Below are 20,554 nucleotides of genomic sequence, written 5' to 3'. Positions count from 1 at the left end.
GTTAAAAATTTTTCGGAAATCAGGCTCGTTTTTTTGTTGTACTAGTTTGTGATGATAAAAAGGAATAGAACATATATTTGTCGAAGTAATATCTTTTGGTAGGGGGATAAGAAATGTTAGTATTAGGAATTGATCCTGGAACTGCAATTTGTGGTTACGGGTTGGTAGAAATGCGGGGAAATCATTTAAAAGCGATTCATTATGGTGCAGTTATTACAAGCCCTAAGAGTAAACCACAGGATAGGCTGTTAAAAATACATACAGAAATAGATACTTTAATAAAAGAATATCAACCTGATATTATGGGAGTAGAACAACTATTTTTTAATCGAAATATTACTACGGCAATTCCTGTAGGACAAGCAAGAGGGGCTGTGCTTTTGACTGCGGCAGCAAATAATCTTGAAGTCGTAGAGCGAACGCCTCTACAAGTAAAGCAAGCTGTTGTTGGCTATGGTAAAGCAACAAAAGAACAAGTAATTTATATGGTAGAAAAATTGTTGAATTTACCGAAAAAACCTCATCCTGATGATGTAGCTGATGCTTTGGCAGTTGCTATTTGTACAACCCATTGTGTAAATAATATAGTTTGGAGAAATAAATTATGATTGGATATTTAAGAGGTACGGTAAATCAGTTGTTTATTGATTGCTGTTTTATAGATGTTCAAGGGGTAGGATATAGGGTTTTTATCGCTACAACTACCCGTAACCAATTGATCATAAATAATGAGGTTACTTTATTTACATATTTAAATGTACGTGAAGATGCTATGCAGTTGTATGGATTTTACACACAGATGGAGTATGATATATTTATCAAGTTGATTTCAGTATCTGGTATTGGCCCTAAGGTTGCATTGGGAATTTTATCTGCGATAACGGTTGAAAAGCTTTGTCAGGCACTTGGACAAAAACAGGTAAGCATTTTAACTAAGTTGCCTGGTATTGGTAAAAAAACGGCGGAACGTCTTATTTTAGAACTGGCAGATAAAATTGGAGCAATTGCTGAGCAAAAAGATGCGTTGGAAAATGTAGATTCTTTAGAATTTGAAGGAAAAGAAGACGTTGTAACAGAGACAACACAGGCATTGATTTCTTTGGGGTATACACAAGCTGAATTTATGCCAATTTTAAAAAATTTAAAATCGATAGATTCTGTAGAATCTGCGATAAAATTTGTACTTAAGGAGTTTGCTAAAAGGTAATGATGGATTTACAAGAAGAACGAATAGTCATTGGCGAAGAGCAAAGTGCTGATCAATGGCAGTATAGTCTAAGACCACGATATTTACATGAATATATTGGGCAGGATAAAGTAAAAGACAATTTATCCATATTTGTACAAGCTGCATTATCGCGGAAGGAAGCTTTAGATCATGTCTTGCTATATGGACCACCAGGATTGGGAAAGACTACGTTGGCAGGGATTATTGCAAATGAAATGGGCGTTAATTTTCGAGTTACTTCTGGCCCGGCAATTGAACGGGCTGGGGACTTGGCTGCTTTATTAACCAATCTAGGAGAAAAAGATGTACTTTTTATTGATGAAATTCATCGATTATCGCGAAATGTAGAAGAAGTACTTTATTCGGCGATGGAGGATTTCGCACTCGATATCATTATTGGTAAAGGGCCAAGTGCTCGTTCGATTCGATTAGATATTGCTCCCTTTACCTTGATTGGGGCAACGACAAAAGCTGGTGCATTGGCAGCGCCGCTTCGTGATCGATTCGGTGTAATTTCGCGATTAGAGTATTATCAGCCAGAAGCCTTAATTCATATTATCAAACGGGCTGCAGAAATTTTAAATATTGCTATTGAAGAGCGAGGGGCTTTAGAGATTGCCAGGCGCTCGCGAGGAACACCGAGAATTGCAAATCGCCTGTTAAAACGTGTAAGGGATTATGCGCAAATTACTGGGGATGGAATTATTACGGATGCTATTGCAGATCAAGCATTAGCTATGCTTGAAGTAGATAAATTAGGTCTTGATGAAATAGATCGTACAATGTTACTTACAATTATAGAGAAATTTGGTGGTGGGCCTGTTGGCGTTGATACTTTAGCAGCAGCGATAAGTGAAGAAACGGATACTATTGAAGATGTATATGAACCATATCTCTTGCAGCTAGGTTTTATCAATAGAACGCCACGAGGAAGGGTTGCGACTTTGGCAGCTTACAAACATCTAGGAATCCCAATAAAAACAGAAGAAAAATAGAAATCAGGTGATAAAATGAAGTTGCTTTTACATATGTGTTGTGGTCCGTGCTCTGCTTATCCTATAAAAAGATTGCGTGATATGGGTTATGAACCAACAGGGTATTTTTTTAATCCTAATATTCATCCATATAAAGAATTCAAACATCGTCTAGAAACCGCAATAGAATTTGCAGAAAAAGTGCAGTTGCCGATTACAGTTGATCGCGAATATACACTAGAAGCATTTCTAATGAGTGCGTTAAATGCACCAAATGGCAGATGTATAGTGTGTTATGAACTTCGTCTTAGACAGGCTGCAAAATTTGCTAAAGAGAATGGATATGAGGTCTTTACGACAAGTCTTTTAGTAAGCCCGTATCAAAATCATGAAGTCATTACAGCAACAGCCAAAAGAATTGCGGAAGAAGAAAATATTAAATTCCTTTATGAAGATTTTCGTACTGGTTGGTATGAAGGGGTAGATATAAGTAAGAATTTAGAATTATATCGCCAACCATATTGTGGGTGTATTTTTAGCGAACGGGATCGTTATTATAAAAAGAGAAATAAGAAATAATTTATGCGGAAATAGTTAAGGAGTATAAAAACATGTTGTTATCGGAATTTGATTATGATTTACCTGAATCTTTTATTGCGCAAACACCTTGTGAACCAAGAGATCATTCAAAACTATTAATATTGGATAGTCAAACAGGAAGAATAGAGCACAAAATTTTTTATCAACTGAAAGAATATTTAAAACCGGGCGATACGATAATTTTTAATGATACGAAAGTAATTCCAGCGAGACTTATTGGGACGAAGGATGAAACCGGTGCAAAAATAGAGGTTTTTTTATTGTCGCGGAAAACTGGTGATGAGTGGGAAGCACTAGTAAAGCCTGGGAAAAAAGCAAGAGTTGGTGCAAAAATTAATTTTGGTGAAGCGTTATCTTGCGAAATTATAGAGAATACCGACTTTGGCGGTAGAATTGTAAAATTTCATTATGAAGGAATTTTTGAGGAGATTCTTGATCGATTAGGAGAAACTCCATTGCCTCCATATATTCATGAAAAATTACAAGATAAGGAACGCTATCAGACAGTTTATGCAAAAGAAAGAGGTTCAGCAGCTGCACCAACTGCAGGGCTCCATTTTACAAAAGAGATGCTAACTGATTTAAAAGAAAAAGGGATAAATCTTGGATTTGTTACATTACATGTTGGGTTAGGAACATTCCGACCAGTAAATGTAGAAAAGATTGAAGAGCATCAGATGCATCGTGAGTATTATTCCTTGCCAAAGAAAACAGCAGATTTAATTAATTTAACGAAACAAAGGGGAAACCGTGTCATTGCGATTGGAACAACCGCAATTCGTACATTAGAATCTGCAAGTGAAAAGAAAGATTTTATAGAAGCGAAGAGTGGTTGGACAGATATTTTTATTTATCCCGGATATGAGTTTAAAATTGTAGATGCGCTGGTAACGAATTTCCATTTGCCAAAGTCAACGTTACTTATGTTAATTAGTGCGTTTTCAGGAAAAGAAAATATTTTTCATGCTTATGAAGAAGCAAAAAAGCATAAGTATCGCTTTTTTAGTTTCGGTGATGCAATGTTCTTGTTAAACCAGAAACCTAAATAATAGAAAAAGTCCTGTATCTAATAAGATACAGGACTTTTTATTAGATCAAAAAAGTCAGATGAACCAAGAGCATTAGATTTTGTAAAAAATCAACAGCTGGTTAAAATAGGAAAAAGAGTGTGTTACTGCAAGCAGAAAACAATACTCTTTTCCTAAATAACTTTTATGAACTTATCTTCTTCTGGTCACAAAGAAGATAGGAGGCAAGAAGGTGTTAAATCCCTCTATGAACAAAACATAACATAGTTCGACAAATTTCTCAATAGAAAAAGTAAGTTTATTTTAAAAATAAACTAAAACTCTACAAAAGTAGAAGATGAAAGGGATTTGAAGATTGATTTCTTATTCTTCCTTACATCTATGAGAAGTCCGGTAATGGTAGCAATATGATAAAAATAAATTGAAATTGAATTTTAAAATGAATGAAAACGTTCTATTTCTATTTGTAGATTTTGAATATAGTCTTTTATTTTTACGGTGGTATTTTTTGGAGCTATATATAAATTCTTAATGAATGGTGAGGTTTAGTTGGTTAATGAAATTTTTAATTTTGTATTTAATTTTGAAACTGGGGGAAAATATATTAATTAATTTTTTTAATTTGGATAGATACTGAACATAAGAAATCTTATTAGTCGGTTTATTAATCTAGAAGGATGTCTTGAAAATATGTTTAGATACTGATATACTTTCCTAATATATGCGTATAAGCGCGAAAAGTGGTATTTTGTAAATTGGATATGAGTTGTAATAGGAGGATATATTTTGGCTGTAAAATATGAGTTAATTAAACAATGTTCGAAGACTGGAGCGAGGGCGGGGAAATTACATACTCCGCATGGAACATTTGATACTCCAATCTTTATGCCAGTTGGAACGCAAGCAACTGTAAAGTCAATGTCCCCAGATGAATTGAAAGATATGGGAGCAGGTATTATATTGAGTAATACATATCATTTGTTTTTGCGTCCAGGACACAGCTTGGTAAAAGAAGCTGGAGGCTTGCATAAATTTATGAACTGGGATCGTGGGATACTTACAGATAGTGGGGGATTTCAAGTTTTTAGTTTAGGCGATCTAAGAAAGATTACAGAAGAAGGCGTAACATTTCGTTCGCATATAGATGGATCAAAGCAATTTTTATCGCCAGAGCGTGCTACAGAGGTACAAATGGCATTAGGTGCAGATATTATTATGGCTTTTGATGAATGTGTACCTTATCCTGCGGATTATGATTATGCAAAGAAATCTACAGAGCGTACAACGAGATGGGCACAAAGATGTAAAAATACGTTAACACGTGAGGACCAAGCCTTATTTGGTATTGTACAAGGTGGAATGTACAAAGATTTACGTTCTATGAGTGTTCATGACTTAGTTAAGATGGATTTTCCTGGGTATGCTGTTGGTGGTCTTAGCGTAGGAGAACCAAAAGACTTAATGTATGAAATTCTTGAACATACTGTTTGTCAGCTTCCAGCTAATAAACCGCGCTATTTAATGGGCGTTGGAACTCCCGATTGTCTAGTAGAAGGTGTATTGCATGGAATTGATATGTTTGATTGTGTTTTTCCAACCCGTGTGGCTAGAAATGGTACCGCAATGACTGCTAAAGGGCGGCTAGTGATAAAAAATGCAGAGTATGCGCATGATTTTAGACCGATTGATGAAGAATGTGATTGTTATGCATGCCGAAACTTTTCGCGTGCATATATCAGGCATTTAATGAGAACGGATGAGATTTTTGGGTTACGTTTAATGACTACTCATAATTTATATTTCTTGATTAATTTTATGAAAAAAATGCGTGAGGCCATTTTAGAGGATTCCTTTGTAGAATTTAGAAGTGATTTTATAGCGAATTACAAGAAATAAAGGAATTTTAGTAGTATTGTCGAATAGATAAATGTTCGTGTTTATAAATTTTTTTGGAGGTTTTTTTATGGAATTAAGTCCGGAGATGTCAAGCTTGATCATGTCATATGGTCCAATACTGTTAATGGTGGTTTTGTTTTACTTTTTATTGTATAAGCCACAAAAAAAGGAACAAAGTCGTATAAAAGATATGTTAGGAAATCTGAAAAAAGGCGATAAAATTATCACTATTGGTGGTTTGTATGGAGAGATTAGTACAATAAAAAATAATACTGTCTTGATGAAAGTCGCAGAAAAAGTTGAGATTGAAGTTGCAAAGGCATCTATCAGTAAAAATATTAGTCATGAAAAGAGAATACCTGAAGAATAAAATGGAAGATGAAATTATTCAGTGCAAAAAATCTTTACGTAAAAAAATGTTAGAGATAAGGCATTCTTTATCAGAAGATATCAAAGCATCTGAAAGTAAAACTATTTATCAAAATATTATTAATTCAGATTATTATAGAAACTCTAATCTGATTATGGCTTATGTCTCTCTAAAAGATGAAGTCCAAACTTTGTCTTTGATGAAAACAGTGATAAATGATGGAAAAAAATTATGCATTCCTTTTGTTCGTGATAGATCTGGAATTATGATTGCTGCTTATATAGAAGATTTATCTGATCTAGTTATTGGGGAGTTTGGAATTCTTGCGCCAGATTCAAATAAACTTCGTATAGTGGATCCTAAGAAGATTGAGCTTATTTTGCTACCTGGAGTCGCTTTTGATTATGCAGGTCATCGCTTAGGAATGGGGTTAGGATTTTACGATCGTTTTCTATCAAAAGCTATTTCTGCTAAGTTAGTAGCTTTAGCTTTTTCATGTCAAATTGTATCTGACGTTCCTTCTGAAGCACATGACTATGTAATGGATTATATTGTAACAAAAGATTGTATTACAGATTGCAAAGCAGGCAAAATATAGCGATTTAGCTATATTTTGCCTGCTTTTCGATAGGAGATAGGTTATGGAAATAAAAGTCGGAATGGCAAAAACAACGAAGTATGCTGTTTCTCATTCTGGTGATAGTGCTGAGGTGGCGGAAAGAGCACAAGGTGGAATATCTGCTATACTTGCTGATGGGCAAGGGAGTGGTAAATCTGCTAAAAATACGAGTACGTTAGTTGTAAATAAAGCTGTAACACTTATAACAGATGGTGCACGTGATGGTGCTGTTGCCAGAGCTGTACATGATTTTTTATATGCAGTTAAAAGCGGACAAGTATCTTCAACGCTAACAATATTAAGTGCTGATTTGGATACAGAGACAATTGTAATTAGCAGGAATTCAAATTGTCCGGTTATTGTAAAAGCCAATGAATATTTAACAGTATATGATGAATGGGTTAATCCCATTGGTGTACATAAGCATACAAAGCCTTTAATTTATCAGATACCATTAGAAATTGGAACGATTTTAGTTTCATATACAGATGGAATTCATTCAGCAGGAAAAAAGCGTGGAAAACAAATTGATTTTAAACATATTATTAAAATAATTGAAGAAAATAATGTTGATGATGTTGATTTTATTGCAAATGCAATTTTAGAATATGCACTAGAACTAGATGATAATAGGCCAGGAGATGATATGACAGTTGTGGTTATGGGAATAAGTGGGAAAGAATATAATAACAAAATAAGGCGTGTTCATGTTTCTTTCCCATATTGAGGGTGATTAAGGATGTTGGTTGCGATTGTTGGTGTCTGTGCATCAGGGAAAACTACTTTAGTTGAGAGTCTACGCTCCAATGGTATTGAGGCATACAATGTAGCACAAGAACACTCTTGTATTAAAAAATTTTGGCAAAAAAGAAATCCGGATTTTTTAATTATGATTGATGCTACTTTAGAGACTATTAAAAAAAGGCGAAAAGTAACATGGGATCAAGGGCGGCTTGTTGTTCAACATGAACGATTAAAAGATGCTAGAGAAAATGCTGATTTATATATCCAAACAGACTCATTAAGCAAAGAGATGGTTGTTCAAAAAGTATTAGACTTTATTAGGAGGACAAACAATGTCGAGAATAACGATAGAAACGCTTAGAAAAGATGAGGAAATTGGTGTGTATTTAAAATGCAGTACTGAATATTTAGGAACATTAGGTTTCACTGAGCACGGGAAACGTCATGTATCAATCGTTGCTAGACGTGCTAGAAATGTTTTAAAGGATTTAGATTTTTCTGAACGTGATTGTGAACTTGCAGAGATTGCAGGATATCTGCATGATATTGCAAATATGATTAATCGATTTAATCATGGTGGTATGGGAGCAGTTATGGCGTATAATATTTTATCTAGATTAAAAATGCCACCTGAAGAAATTGCGTTGGTTATTTCAGCGATTGGAAATCACGAAGAAGAAAGAGGAAATGCTGTAAATCATGTTGCATCAGCTTTAATTTTGGCAGATAAATCGGATGTACATCGTACGCGTGTAACAAACACTGATTTCGCAACCTTTGAAATTCATGATCGAGTAAATTTTGCGGCTGAAAGTGCAGATCTTGAAGTAAATAAAAAGGATAAAACGATTAAATTACTATTATCAATTGATACTAAGATTTGCCCGGTTATGGAATATTTTGAGATATTTTTAGCAAGGATGATGATGTGTAGACGCGCGGCTAATTTTTTAGATTGCCGCTTTGGACTTGTGATAAATGGAAATGAATTATTATAATTATTTATCTTTTCATTTGACATCGCTATTCAAACATCGCTATAATGAACAGGTACAAATTGGAGAGTATTTGGAGGGAGACGCAGTTGAGAAAGAATAGTTTCGCTAAACTTGTAGCAATAATTGCTGTGATTGTTGGTGTGTTTTTTTATTATGTTTCACCACTAGCACACTCAATTAAGCAAGGGTTAGATTTACAAGGAGGGACACATGTTGTTCTTGAAGCAGTTGACACACCAGAAGCACAGGTAAATGAAGATGCGGTGCAAAGAGTTGTCAAAATTATTGAAAAACGTGTTAATGAGCTGGGATTAACAGAACCGATTATTCAAAGACAAGGCGAACGAAGAATTATTGTTGAATTGCCGGGAATTAAAGATCCTGAAGAAGCAATTGCTGTTTTAGGGAAAACAGCAATGTTAGAATTTCAAGATGAACAAGGTAATACTGTATTAACAGGTACTGATCTAAAAGATGCGAAAGCGCAAATTGATCATGCGAATCAAAATATGGTTGCGTTAGAGTTCTCTGATGAAGGCGGTAAAAAGTTCGCTGAATTAACAGCAAAAAATGTCGGTAAGACAATTGCTATTTTATTAGATAAGCAAATGTTGACGAATCCTCGCGTAAACGAACCGATTACAGGTGGAAAAGCTGTTATTACTGGTTCTAGAACAATTGAGGAAGCGCAGCACTTAGCAATTTTATTACGTTCTGGTTCTCTTCCTGTAAAAGTAGATATAGTTGAGACTAGAACTGTAGGTCCAACATTGGGACAAGACTCAAAAGATAAGAGTGAGTTTGCATTTACTGTAGGTATCGCAGCAATTATCATTTTTATGCTGGCGTTTTATCGTTTGTCTGGCTTTATTGCCAATATAACTTTAATGGCATATGTTCTCATGCTATTATTTTCTTTAAAAATGCTAGATGCGACATTAACTTTACCTGGTATAGCAGGTATTATACTATCTGTTGGTATGGCGGTCGATGCAAATGTACTTATTTTTGAGAGATTTAAAGAGGAGCATAGAGCTGGAAAAACTTTAATGGCAGCAATGGATGCTGGTTTTTCTAGAGCATTTGCTACGATTCTTGACTCTAATGTAACAACTTTTTTAGCGGCAGTTGTATTGTTTTTTATGGGAACTGGTACAATAAAAGGATTTGCAGTTACTTTAGGATTAGGAATTGTTCTTAGTATGTTTTCAGCGGTTACATTTACTCAATATTTATTGAAATTATTGATTGCTTCTAGAGTTGTTACGAATGATAGATTTTTTGGTGCACCGGGGGTGAAGAAAAATGATGAAGTTTGACATCATCGGTAGACGTAAGATTTGGTACATACTTTCGATTCTAATTATTCTGCCGGGAATTTTTTCTATATTTACACAAGGTTTTAATTTAGGAATTGATTTTACTGGTGGAGTTCTTGTTGATTTAGAATTTAATAAGCCAGTCACTGTTCAGGAAGTTAGAGATGTTTTAAAAGATTATGGGCTTGACAATAGTATGATTCAATTAGCTGGTGCAGAAAATGGAAATTCGGCTAAAAATGTTATGATAAGAACTTCAGATTTAGAAGAAATGCAAAAACGTGAAGTTTTGGATGCTTTGAAAGAAAAAATTGGTGACTATAATGTATTGCGAACAGAACGTGTTGGCGCTGTTATGGGCTCTGAATTAACATGGCAAGCAATATGGGCAACTTTATTATCTTGGGTGCTGATTGTGGCATATATTTCCTATCGATTTGAATTAAAATTTGCAATTGCGGCAATTGTAGGATTAATTCATGATATTTTTATTGTATTAAGTGTTTTTTCTATATTCCAAAAAGAGATTGATGCATCTTTTGTTGCTGCATTAATGACAATTGTTGGATATTCTACGAATGATACTATTGTTATTTTTGATAGAATTAGAGAAAATCTTAAGCTGCATTACAGAAAGGGCGGAGACTTAGTTGAACTAGCAGATAATAGTATCTGGCAGACGATGACAAGATCTATTTACACAGTTCTTACTGTATTGTTTACTACGGCAGCTCTATACTTTTTTGGTGGAGAAACAACGAAGAATTTTTCCTTTGCATTATTAATTGGTTTTACTTCTGGTGCGTATTCTTCTATTTTTACGTCTACACCACTATGGGTTACATTTAGACATTATGCAGATAAAAATCGTACGTTAAAGGCTTAATTGAACGCTAAGATACGATAATACAAAAATAAAAGCATCTACTAAAATGTGGATGCTTTTATTTTTGTAGAGGATTTTGTCATGATTGCGCGAATATTATAAAATTAAGTTTTTTTAAGATAATAGTTTTATTTTTCGGTTTTGTAATAAAGGTTTGGTGATGAGAATGATAAAGCAAATGAAAAAATGGATTTTGCCTGAAGAAAAAATTGATTTAAAGAATGAGTTGGCTTCGATTTTAAATATATCTGAAATTTTAGTGGAATTATTAATTCAACGGGGCTATACAGATATAAAAAAAGTAACGGAATTTTTATATCCCCAAAAGCAGAAGTTTCATGATCCTTTCTTGATGAAAGGGATGGATAAAGCTGTTGAGAGAATTATTAAAGCGATTTCAAAACAAGAAAAAATCATAGTTTACGGAGATTATGATGTAGATGGAATATCTGCAACTTCTTTACTCGTTAAAGTATTAAGGAGTTTGGAAGCAAATGTGGACTTTTATATACCAGAACGGCAAAGCGAAGGATATGGAATAAATCTAGAAGCGTTAAATAATTTTATTGCGGAAGAAATTAAGTTAATTGTTACTGTCGACTGTGGAATTAGTTCAACTTATGAAATTGGCGAAACAAGTAGAAAAATAGATATTATCGTTACAGATCATCATCAGCCGCCAGAAAATTTACCTGCTGCATTTGCAATTTTAAACCCGCATCAGATGGGGTGTGAGTACCCAGAAAAACATTTAGCTGGTGTAGGTGTTGCTTATAAACTTTGTCAGGCGCTATGGTTACGTTTGAAAAATGAAGAGTTTAAAAATTTTTTAGATATCGCAGTGTTAGGAACTGTTGCAGACTTGATGCCATTAATTGGAGAGAATCGTTTGATTGTTGCATTGGGAATAGAGCAATTGCGGCAGACATCAAATTTAGGATTAAAAGCATTATTGCAAAATTGTAATTCTAATCATCGTGAGATAAATACAGCTACAATAGGATTTGGTATTGCGCCGCGATTAAATGCAGTGGGGCGTTTAAGTAGTGCGTTTAGTGCAGTACAGTTACTTTTGACTGATGATTTAAATGAGGCTGGAATGCTAGCAGAGCAATTAGAAAATGAAAATAAAATGCGTAGAGCCATTCAAGAAGAGCTATTAAAAGAGGCTGAAGATTATGTTACTAGATTTCATTTGTGTAATGAAAATGTACTTGTAATCGTTGGCGAAGATTGGAATTCAGGCGTAATTGGTCTTGTAGCGTCTAATTTATTGGAAAAATATTATAAGCCGACAGTTGTTATATCTATGATAGATGGGATAGGTAAAGCTTCTTGTCGTAGTATTGAAGGGTTTAATATTCATAGAGCTTTAGCAGAATGTGAAGATATATTGATTAAGTATGGTGGGCATGAAGCTGCTGCAGGTTTTAGTATTTTGTCCGAAAATATTAAATTGCTTCGACAAAGATTGAATGATATTGCCAAACGCGATTTAAATGATGATGATTATATTCCCAATTTATTTATAGATAAAAAAGTAAATTTATCTGAGGTAGACGAAGAATTATTAAATGAGTTAAATTTACTTGAACCTTATGGAATAGGAAATAAGAAACCTGTTTTTATTTCCTATGAGAATACGATAGATTCAACTTTTCTGTTAGGAGCAAATAGGAATCATTTGAAATTTAAAATTCGTAATGGAATCATAAACAGAGATTGTGTATTTTGGCAACGCGGTGATTTAATTGATTCCTTATTGCCAGATACTAAAATAGATATCGTTTTTAAACCGATTATTAATGAGTGGCAAGGACGAAAAAATCTTCAATTTATTATTGAAGATATAAGGGATAGTCAAATAAAAAAATCTAAATTGGATCAACTATATTTAACTGCAAATCAAATTGAAAAATATGCAGATATTGGTTCAGCAAAACAGTTTTTCACGAAATTGGTTGGAGTTACGTTTGATAATCGTCAAGATATAATACGTAACTTAAAGCCGGGGGAAGAACTTTTCTTAGAAAGGCAGCCAAATAATTCATTTGATGCAAATGCAATTTTAATTAAAGATGTAAAGGGTAAAGACGTAGGATTTTTAAAAGCTGATTTAGCAAAATTTTTAGCGAAGGAAATTGATCAAGATTTAGCGGAATATGAAATTATTGTTACCGCGATTACGGGACGAGAAAATCAATCTTACGGAGTTAATGTATTAATTAGTAAGATTGAAAATAACTTTGATAAACTTAAGAAGAATTTTTTTAAGGAAAAAGAGTTTACGTTTAGACAGATAAAAGAAGCTTTGATCGGAAGCTTTGAATATCATGGGAAGCAAATAGATACATTAAAATCTTTATCTGATGGAAATAATACACTAACTATTATGGGAACTGGACGAGGAAAATCAGCGATTTTTCAAAGTTATGCGGCTGAAATGGCCTTAATGCGGGATCAAATGACGATTATTGTATATCCTCTAAGGGCCCTAGTTAATGACCAATATATCGGTATTACAAAAAAATTAATGGCGTTTGATCTTAACATATACAAAGGAAATGGAACGTTACTAACTAAGGAACGTGCGGAGTTATTTACAGCTTTACAATTTGGGAAAGTCGATATATTATTGACTACACCAGAGTTTTTATTAGCCCATTTAGATTTTATTTCAAATACAAAGAGAAAAATTGGATTTTTAGTAATAGATGAATGTCATCATATTGCAGATGGCGCAAAGAGATCTGCTTATAAATTACTAAATACTATTATAAATAGACTAAATCATCCGAAAGTTTTGGCTGTTACGGCAACAGCGGACAGCAAAACTGTAAAATGTATAAAGCACACTTTATCAATAAAGAAAATAATTATTGATAAAACAGTTAGAGAAAATTTAATGATATCTGATTTACGTAATATGAGTGATAAAATAGAAGAAGTTAATCGAATTATCAATAAAGAAGAAAAAGTTTTAGTTTTTGTAAATAGTAGAATGAAAGCCGTAGAAATAGCAAGTCAGTTACGAGAAAAAAATATTTTGATGCGAGAAAAAATCGCTTTTTATCATGCGGGACTTAGTAATGAGTGGAGAGTTCAAATTGAAGATTGGTTCCGCAATGGTGAAATAAATGTTGTTGTTGCAACAAGTGCATTTGGAGAAGGGATAGATTTACCTGATATTCGTCATATTGTTTTATTTCATTTACCATTTGATATGGTTTCTTTTAATCAGCAATGTGGACGTGTAGGAAGAGATGGTATTCGTGGTATGATTCATTTGTTATATGGTAAAAATGATATTAGTTTTAATCAGTTAATTTTAAAAGAGAAAGCACCGATTAGAGATTTAATTGCTAGAGTTTACATGAATTTGAAAGCGAACTTAAATAACGAGCAGGCTATTACATCTACAAATGAAGAATTAGCAAAGCAAATAGAAAATCGATATCATGAGGCTGTTAGTAGCGCTAGTATTAGCATTTGTTTGCGCATATTAGAAGAATTAGGTTTAATCTGGCGTGAAACTTTTGGGAATAAAAGAAAAATAGTTTTTAATCCACAACCGGATCAAAAACTGGATTTGGAAAGTTCCAGTACTTTTTGTGAGGGAATTCATGTTAGGGCTGAATTTGAGTCTTTTGCAAATTTCGCGATGACAGCTACAAGCAATAGATTATTAAATTGTGTTAATCGACCTATCTATCCATTAGATGAAGAGACTATTATGTAGTGGAAGAGATCGAATGACAATAAAATAATATATGATTCAGGTAGAGTTTTATAAGTAGAAATCAAAATCTTTGATTTCTGGTGAATTGCTTATTTTATTAGATGAACGGATTAGTCATTGGAAAATCTAATGTATAATAATGTAACTTTAGTATAATGGGGTTGAACAAAATGAAAAATCATATAAATACTATAGAAGAACTAGTCAAGAAAATTGAAATTTATCAAACAGAAGAATCTGTTGCACTTGTCAAAAGAGCTTATGATTTTGCTAACAATGCACATAAAGGACAATTTAGGATGTCTGGAGAAGATTATATACATCATCCAGTTGGTGTTGCGCAAATTTTGGCTGGACTTCAAATTGATGCATTAACGATTAGTGCTGCATTATTACATGATGTTGTTGAAGATACATCTTATACATTAGATGAAATGCAAGAAAATTTTGGCGAAGAAATTGCCATGCTGATTGACGGTGTTACTAAATTAAATCGAATGGAATATAAATCAAAAGAAGAGCAGCAGTTGGAAAATTACAGGAAAATGTTCTTAGCAATGGCAAAAGATATTCGAGTAATTTTGATAAAGTTAGCGGATCGATTGCATAATATGCGTACATTAAAGTCTATGCCTTTAGCCAAGCAACAGCGAATTGCACGTGAAACTTTAGAAATTTTTGCTCCTTTAGCAAATCGCTTGGGGATTTCAAGCATTAAATGGGAGCTCGAAGATTTGTGTTTACGATATCTTGAACCAGAAATGTATTATGACCTGGTAGAGAAGGTAAAACAAAAACGTCAGGAAAGACAAGCCTTTATTGATGATGCTATTCAAGTGCTAAAGGAAAAACTCGATAGTGTTTCGATAAAAGCTGAAATTCAAGGGCGGGCAAAACATTTTTATAGTATTTATAAAAAAATGAAAAAAGGCAATAAAGATATAAGTGAAATTTATGATTTATCGGCAGTTCGAGTTCTAGTGGATAATGTAAAAGATTGCTATGGCGTTTTAGGAATGGTACATACATTATGGAAACCTATCCCTGGCAGATTTAAAGATTATATAGCAATGCCGAAATCTAACATGTATCAATCTTTACATACAACGGTAATTGGCTCACGTGGCTGTCCTTTAGAGATTCAAATTAGGACCTTTGCTATGCATAAAGTTTCTGAATATGGGGTTGCGGCACATTGGAAATATAAAGAGAGTGGAAAAAGTGCTGGCGCAGCAAAAGATTATGATCAAAAAATGTCATGGTTGCGTCAAATTGTAGACTTACAGCAGGAAGTAAGTGATCCTAAAGAATATGTTGAAGCATTAAAAGTTGATGTGTTTTCCGATGAGGTCTTTGTGTTTACTCCTAAAGGGGATGTAGTCGATTTACCAGCAGGTTCTATTCCTATCGATTTTGCTTATCGTATACATACAGATGTAGGTCATCGTTGTATTGGGGCGAAAGTAAATGGCAAGATTGTTCCTTTGGAATATAAATTAGTAAATGGAGATATTGTATCTATTATTACAAATAAACAAAATAATGGACCAAGTATGGATTGGCTGAATATAGTTGCATCTTCTGAAACTAAAAATAAAATTAGACAATGGTTTAAGAAAGCAAAACGTGAAGAAAATATTGAACGTGGACGAGATTTGATTGAAAAGGAAAGCAAGCGACTTGGCTATGAAAGTAAAGAGCTATTAAAGGATGATCGACTAAAAGAAGTTGCAAAAAAATTAAATATTTTGAGTGAAGATGATTTATTAGCATCTATTGGCTTTGGTGGTGTGACAGTCAATGGAATTATGACAAAATTAATTGAGTTGTATAAAAAGGCCGTTAGGAGCGCAACTCCTCCAGATATTTCGCAAATGCTAGAGGGGCTAAAGCCTCGAAATGTAAAGAATAAAGCAAATCATGGAATATTAGTGGAAGGTGAAGGTGGCTTATTAGTTCGCTTGGCAAGATGCTGTAATCCTATTCCTGGGGATTCAATAACTGGATATATTACTAGGGGGAGAGGTGTTTCTGTTCATAGAGCGGATTGTCCGAATGTTTTAAATTCGCATGATGAAGTTGATAGAATGATTGAAGTTTCATGGGATATTAATGTTGATAAACTTTATACGGTGACAATTGAAATTATTTGTAATGACGAAGCTGGTGTTTTAACTTCATTGATGATGGTTCCTGCCGAATCGAAAATTAATATAAGCTCGATCAATGCGCGGACACACAAAAATAAGACGGCAACAGTAATCATGGGCCTCAATGTAAGTAATGCTGAGCAAATTGAACATATTATGACGAAATTTAGGCGGCTAAAAGATGTTTATAGCGTTTATCGATCGATTGGTAATGTTGATAAATAAATTGAATTCAGATGATTAATCTAGAGCTTACGGTGTCTAATTTTGTCTAAAGAGGTGCTCGTAGCGAAGCACAATGATTCCGTTAGCTATTGCATTAAATGAATATAAGGAGAAATTTATGAAAATAGAACAACTGGTAGTGGGTGATTTAGGTGTGAATTGCTATATTGTTTCATGTGAAAGAACTAAAGAAGCGGCAGTAATCGACCCTGGTGCTAATGCAAAAGCGATACTAGATAAAATAGGGGATCTAAAGGTTATTGCAATTATTAATACACATGGGCATGCAGATCATATCGGTGCAAATAAAAAAATAAAGGATGCAACACATACCGATATATTAATTCATCGCGATGATGCACAAATGTTATTAGAGTCGCGCTTAAATCTATCTGTTTTCTTAGGCGAAAGTATAGAATCTTATCCAGCTGATAGAATCTTAAATTCTGGAGATACTGTAAATATTGGTGATATTATTTTAAAAGTGATTCATACGCCAGGCCATACAAAAGGTGGAATTTGCTTATATACAGATGGTATACTATTTAGTGGAGATACATTATTTGCAGAATCTATCGGTAGAACGGATTTTCCAGGTGGCTCTATGCAAGGATTAATACATAGTGTTACGGAAAAACTTTTAATTTTGCCTGATGATACACGTGTCTTACCGGGACATGGTCCTTCTACGACGATAGGCTGGGAGCGTATGCATAATCAATTTTTGTCATAAATAATGATTGCCAATAGATTTACTTGGAGGTTCATCTAAGATGAAAGTATCTTCAACATTAGTCTTTAAGGCAATTGTTATTGTAAGTTTTTTTTATGTTTTTATGGAAGCTAAATCTATATATCTTCCTATTTTAGCTTCTGTTGGTTTATCATTTATTCTTTATCCTATAGTGAACAGGCTGACAAATATAAAGGTTTACAAATTAAAAATAGGAAAGATTCCAGCTATCTTTATTGCTTTTTTATTTGCAGTAACCATTGCAATTGGGCTTTTAAGTATTTTAGTTATACCTTTAGTTGAGGAAATAGAAAAGTTATACAAAAATGTTCCGCAAATGTTAGTTACGATAGATCAATTGCTTGATCTTATCAAAGATAATGTAATTATTCCAATTGTAAACAGTGGGATATATCGTGAGCAATCGGAGCAAATTTTTATCATGCTACAACAAGCAATTTCTAAAAGCGCAGTATTTTCTTTTAATCTATTAAAAAACATAGCTAGCCTTTCATTTTCCTTTTTATCACGGAGTGTGGAATTAATTGTTATTCCTGTTTTAACTTTTTATTTATTAAAAGACTGGAATGTAATTGTAGATTGGGTAATAAGCTTATTTTCCCTGCGAAGCCAATCACAAGCAAAAAAAATTATTTATGAAATGGGAACAGTTATTAGCGATTTTTTAACAGGTCAATTCTTGTTATGTATAATTATTGGTACGATTTCATTTATAGGATTTTATCAAATGAACATAGGATATCCCTTTGTTTTAGCTACTTTAGCAGCTATGGCGGAAGCTATCCCGATTATTGGACCGATTCTTAGTGCTGTTCCTGCAATTATATTAGGACTGGCCGTATCTACTAAGTTAGGACTAAAAGTAGCGATTTTTTGTTTTTTTCTACAGCAATTAGAGAATCATGTAATTTTACCACGCGTTATGGGGAAAAGTGTAAATTTACATCCGGTGATAATTATCATCAGTTTACTAATTGGTGGACAATTTTTGGGGGTTTTAGGAATGCTTTTGGCGTTGCCTGTGACAGCGCTACTTAATATTTTTATGCAACATTTTTGGATTGAAGAGGAGAAATCTTAATGACTGTTATGATTACAATGGAAGAGTTGAAGAAAAGATTACAAGAACGGCAATGTAAATTAACTCCGCAACGGCAAATTGTATTGCAAGTTTTTATTGAAAATCATGATGAACATTTAAGTGCTGAAGAGGTTCATCAGATTTTGCGGGAACAAGGATCGGAAATTGGATTAGCAACCGTTTATCGGAGTCTTGAATTATTGAGCGATATGGATATCTTGCAAAAAATTGATTTTGGTGATGGAAGAAGTCGATATGAAATTAATAAAAGAGATGAAAAACAACATCATCATCATCATATTATTTGTTTAGAATGCGGAAACGTTAAAGAATTTGAGGAAGATTTATTGGAAAATTTAGAAGAGTTAATTTCAAAAAAAAGCAATTTTAATATCGTAGATCATCAAGTTAAGTTTTACGGTTACTGTCAGGAGTGCCAAAAAAAACGTGAAAATTAAAAAGTTTAGTTTGAATAGTAAAGATCAAGTTATTGTTAAAATAGTAAATGAAATATTAAATCTTTTTAATATTAAAATTACAAATGAAGAGTCGATAGATTATGCTTCTTTTTCTGTTAAAAATATAGTAACTGAGAATGAGTTAAATACGAAGGTTAAAACAGAATTTATCGCTGTGAGTTTAAATGGAAAATCAAAGTATTTTATTGAAGAAAATCAAGTTCACTCTGATGAAAATCTAAAAGCAGGTGTAAGAAGATTAATCAAGTTAAATTTATATAAAGTATTTAGTTCTTTTTTATCAATGCCTTCAGCCCCGTGGGGAATTTTACATGGAGTTCGTCCGACAAAAATTGTTCATAAATTCATTGATAGAAATTTTTCAAAAGAAGAAATTATTGAAAGGCTGAAAAATGATTATGCAGTAAGTGATAGAAAAGCTAATTTAATTACTAATTTGGCTTTTAAACAACGGAGTTTTTTAAAGACTTCATCATTTCGCAAAGTAAGTGTTTACATAGGAATTCCATTTTGCTTATCTAAATGTTTGTATTGCTCGTTTCCTTCTTATGTTTTGCCGAAAAAAGATATATTAGAAGGCTTTTTGCAAACTTTAAAAAAAGATATAATGAATGCTTATGAATCAATAAAAAAACATAATCTTATTGTGCAAAGCATTTATATTGGTGGGGGAACACCAACTAGCCTGCCAAATGAAGAATTTGAAAATTTATTAGAACTTGTTCATAAAAATTTTTTTGTGTCAGAAACTATAGAATTTACTGTCGAAGCAGGTAGACCAGATAGTGTAAATAGTGGTAAAATTGCAAGTATGGTTCGTTATGGTGTAAATAGAGTTAGTGTGAATCCGCAAACTATGCAAGAAAAAACTTTACAATATATTGGACGAAAGCATACTACACAGGATATAATAGAACTATTCGATAATTTTCGTCAGGCAGGCATGCAAAATATTAATATGGATGTTATCATAGGTTTACCTGGTGAAACGGTGAATGATGTTGAGGATACGATGCAAAAGATAAAAGGATTAAATCCGGACAATTTAACAGTACATACATTAGCCTTAAAAAAGGGATCTAAGCTTAAGTTAAATGTAGATACTTATCAGTTGCCAGATGATGATACTGCTTTGAAAATGTTTGATGTTACAGAGCAATATGCAAAATTAATGGATATGGAGCCTTATTATTTATATCGACAAGGGTATATGCGAGGAAATCTTGAAAATATAGGATATAGCAAGGCTGGTGCGGAAGGACTTTATAATATTCAAATTATGGAAGAACGTCAAACGATTATAGGAATTGGTCCATCAGCAACGACAAAAGTTGTTGACACAGAGAATCTGACAATGGAAACAGCATTTGAGCCAAAAGATTTAATTACCTATATGCAAAATATAGATAAATATATGCAAAGACGACAAGAATTGTTGCAATTTTTGTTTGGTTAATAAGGAGG

At 33.3% G+C, this 20,554-nt stretch carries 19 protein-coding genes; all 19 read left to right on the top strand.

Annotation, left to right across the window (positions count from 1 at the left end):
- Positions 1-113 precede the first annotated feature (113 nt).
- Positions 114-608 (top strand): crossover junction endodeoxyribonuclease RuvC, encoded by a 495-nt coding sequence (ruvC, locus tag ACWZFG_RS03995; RefSeq protein WP_177503207.1) that lies wholly within the window; start codon positions 114-116, stop codon positions 606-608.
- Positions 605-1,207: a Holliday junction branch migration protein RuvA gene (gene ruvA, locus ACWZFG_RS03990; protein WP_177503205.1), complete on the top strand. Its 603-nt coding sequence runs from the start codon at positions 605-607 to the stop codon at positions 1,205-1,207. Before ruvC ends, ruvA begins: the two co-directional genes overlap by 4 nt.
- A gap of 2 nt (positions 1,208-1,209) precedes the next feature.
- Entirely contained in the window at positions 1,210-2,223 is a 1,014-nt protein-coding gene (ruvB, locus tag ACWZFG_RS03985; RefSeq protein WP_177503229.1) for a Holliday junction branch migration DNA helicase RuvB, read from the top strand.
- 15 nt (positions 2,224-2,238) lie between these two features.
- Positions 2,239-2,781 carry an epoxyqueuosine reductase QueH gene (locus ACWZFG_RS03980; protein ID WP_177503203.1) on the top strand — a complete coding sequence of 181 codons (543 nt, stop codon included), beginning with the start codon at positions 2,239-2,241 and terminating at the stop codon, positions 2,779-2,781.
- Between the two features lie 32 nt (positions 2,782-2,813).
- The gene (gene queA / locus ACWZFG_RS03975; RefSeq protein ID WP_455577128.1) at positions 2,814-3,851 is read left to right on the top strand and encodes a tRNA preQ1(34) S-adenosylmethionine ribosyltransferase-isomerase QueA; all 1,038 of its coding nucleotides are present in this window, start codon (positions 2,814-2,816) and stop codon (positions 3,849-3,851) included.
- Between the two features lie 765 nt (positions 3,852-4,616).
- Positions 4,617-5,726 carry a tRNA guanosine(34) transglycosylase Tgt gene (gene tgt / locus ACWZFG_RS03970; RefSeq protein ID WP_455577127.1) on the top strand — a complete coding sequence of 370 codons (1,110 nt, stop codon included), beginning with the start codon at positions 4,617-4,619 and terminating at the stop codon, positions 5,724-5,726.
- 67 nt (positions 5,727-5,793) lie between these two features.
- Positions 5,794-6,096: a preprotein translocase subunit YajC gene (yajC, locus tag ACWZFG_RS03965; RefSeq protein WP_147668271.1), complete on the top strand. Its 303-nt coding sequence runs from the start codon at positions 5,794-5,796 to the stop codon at positions 6,094-6,096.
- A gap of 1 nt (position 6,097) precedes the next feature.
- Positions 6,098-6,694 carry a 5-formyltetrahydrofolate cyclo-ligase gene (locus tag ACWZFG_RS03960; RefSeq protein ID WP_455577126.1) on the top strand — a complete coding sequence of 199 codons (597 nt, stop codon included), beginning with the start codon at positions 6,098-6,100 and terminating at the stop codon, positions 6,692-6,694.
- A gap of 43 nt (positions 6,695-6,737) precedes the next feature.
- Complete coding sequence (locus ACWZFG_RS03955) at positions 6,738-7,442, top strand: SpoIIE family protein phosphatase (RefSeq protein ID WP_177503197.1); 705 nt, start codon at positions 6,738-6,740, stop codon at positions 7,440-7,442.
- Between the two features lie 12 nt (positions 7,443-7,454).
- Complete coding sequence (locus ACWZFG_RS03950; RefSeq protein WP_147668277.1) at positions 7,455-7,820, top strand: hypothetical protein; 366 nt, start codon at positions 7,455-7,457, stop codon at positions 7,818-7,820.
- Complete coding sequence (locus ACWZFG_RS03945; protein ID WP_147668279.1) at positions 7,792-8,457, top strand: HD domain-containing protein; 666 nt, start codon at positions 7,792-7,794, stop codon at positions 8,455-8,457. Before ACWZFG_RS03950 ends, ACWZFG_RS03945 begins: the two co-directional genes overlap by 29 nt.
- 86 nt (positions 8,458-8,543) lie before the next feature.
- Positions 8,544-9,776 carry a protein translocase subunit SecD gene (gene secD, locus ACWZFG_RS03940; RefSeq protein WP_177503192.1) on the top strand — a complete coding sequence of 411 codons (1,233 nt, stop codon included), beginning with the start codon at positions 8,544-8,546 and terminating at the stop codon, positions 9,774-9,776.
- Positions 9,763-10,662 (top strand): protein translocase subunit SecF, encoded by a 900-nt coding sequence (gene secF, locus ACWZFG_RS03935; RefSeq protein ID WP_147668283.1) that lies wholly within the window; start codon positions 9,763-9,765, stop codon positions 10,660-10,662. The genes secD and secF overlap by 14 nt, the downstream gene beginning before the upstream one ends.
- Positions 10,663-10,822: 160 nt before the next feature.
- Positions 10,823-14,401, top strand: coding sequence for a single-stranded-DNA-specific exonuclease RecJ (recJ, locus tag ACWZFG_RS03930; protein ID WP_455577125.1), 3,579 nt, complete (start codon positions 10,823-10,825; stop codon positions 14,399-14,401).
- A 170-nt stretch (positions 14,402-14,571) separates the two neighbouring features.
- A complete protein-coding gene (locus ACWZFG_RS03925) occupies positions 14,572-16,776 on the top strand; it encodes a RelA/SpoT family protein (protein WP_177503188.1) in 2,205 nt (734 codons plus the stop codon).
- Between the two features lie 118 nt (positions 16,777-16,894).
- Positions 16,895-17,509, top strand: coding sequence for an MBL fold metallo-hydrolase (locus ACWZFG_RS03920; protein ID WP_177503186.1), 615 nt, complete (start codon positions 16,895-16,897; stop codon positions 17,507-17,509).
- A 7-nt stretch (positions 17,510-17,516) separates the two neighbouring features.
- Positions 17,517-18,611: an AI-2E family transporter gene (locus tag ACWZFG_RS03915; RefSeq protein WP_455577124.1), complete on the top strand. Its 1,095-nt coding sequence runs from the start codon at positions 17,517-17,519 to the stop codon at positions 18,609-18,611.
- Complete coding sequence (locus ACWZFG_RS03910; RefSeq protein WP_147668293.1) at positions 18,611-19,069, top strand: Fur family transcriptional regulator; 459 nt, start codon at positions 18,611-18,613, stop codon at positions 19,067-19,069. The genes ACWZFG_RS03915 and ACWZFG_RS03910 overlap by 1 nt, the downstream gene beginning before the upstream one ends.
- Positions 19,059-20,546 (top strand): coproporphyrinogen dehydrogenase HemZ, encoded by a 1,488-nt coding sequence (gene hemZ / locus ACWZFG_RS03905; RefSeq protein WP_177503181.1) that lies wholly within the window; start codon positions 19,059-19,061, stop codon positions 20,544-20,546. Before ACWZFG_RS03910 ends, hemZ begins: the two co-directional genes overlap by 11 nt.
- Positions 20,547-20,554 lie beyond the last annotated feature (8 nt).

It is taken from the genome of Anaerosinus sp. (assembly GCF_965318445.1).
This window is presented reverse-complemented; position numbering and strand designations above follow the sequence as displayed.

Coding starts and splice junctions, on each gene's coding strand:
- ACWZFG_RS03910 (WP_147668293.1), top strand. CDS start 18,611: ATGACTGTTATGATTACAATGGAAGAGTTGAAGAAAAGATTACAAGAA.
- ACWZFG_RS03960 (WP_455577126.1), top strand. CDS start 6,098: ATGGAAGATGAAATTATTCAGTGCAAAAAATCTTTACGTAAAAAAATG.
- ruvC (WP_177503207.1), top strand. CDS start 114: ATGTTAGTATTAGGAATTGATCCTGGAACTGCAATTTGTGGTTACGGG.
- ACWZFG_RS03920 (WP_177503186.1), top strand. CDS start 16,895: ATGAAAATAGAACAACTGGTAGTGGGTGATTTAGGTGTGAATTGCTAT.
- ACWZFG_RS03925 (WP_177503188.1), top strand. CDS start 14,572: ATGAAAAATCATATAAATACTATAGAAGAACTAGTCAAGAAAATTGAA.
- yajC (WP_147668271.1), top strand. CDS start 5,794: ATGGAATTAAGTCCGGAGATGTCAAGCTTGATCATGTCATATGGTCCA.
- ruvB (WP_177503229.1), top strand. CDS start 1,210: ATGGATTTACAAGAAGAACGAATAGTCATTGGCGAAGAGCAAAGTGCT.
- ACWZFG_RS03950 (WP_147668277.1), top strand. CDS start 7,455: ATGTTGGTTGCGATTGTTGGTGTCTGTGCATCAGGGAAAACTACTTTA.
- ACWZFG_RS03955 (WP_177503197.1), top strand. CDS start 6,738: ATGGAAATAAAAGTCGGAATGGCAAAAACAACGAAGTATGCTGTTTCT.
- recJ (WP_455577125.1), top strand. CDS start 10,823: ATGAGAATGATAAAGCAAATGAAAAAATGGATTTTGCCTGAAGAAAAA.
- ACWZFG_RS03945 (WP_147668279.1), top strand. CDS start 7,792: ATGTCGAGAATAACGATAGAAACGCTTAGAAAAGATGAGGAAATTGGT.
- ACWZFG_RS03980 (WP_177503203.1), top strand. CDS start 2,239: ATGAAGTTGCTTTTACATATGTGTTGTGGTCCGTGCTCTGCTTATCCT.
- queA (WP_455577128.1), top strand. CDS start 2,814: ATGTTGTTATCGGAATTTGATTATGATTTACCTGAATCTTTTATTGCG.
- ruvA (WP_177503205.1), top strand. CDS start 605: ATGATTGGATATTTAAGAGGTACGGTAAATCAGTTGTTTATTGATTGC.
- secF (WP_147668283.1), top strand. CDS start 9,763: ATGATGAAGTTTGACATCATCGGTAGACGTAAGATTTGGTACATACTT.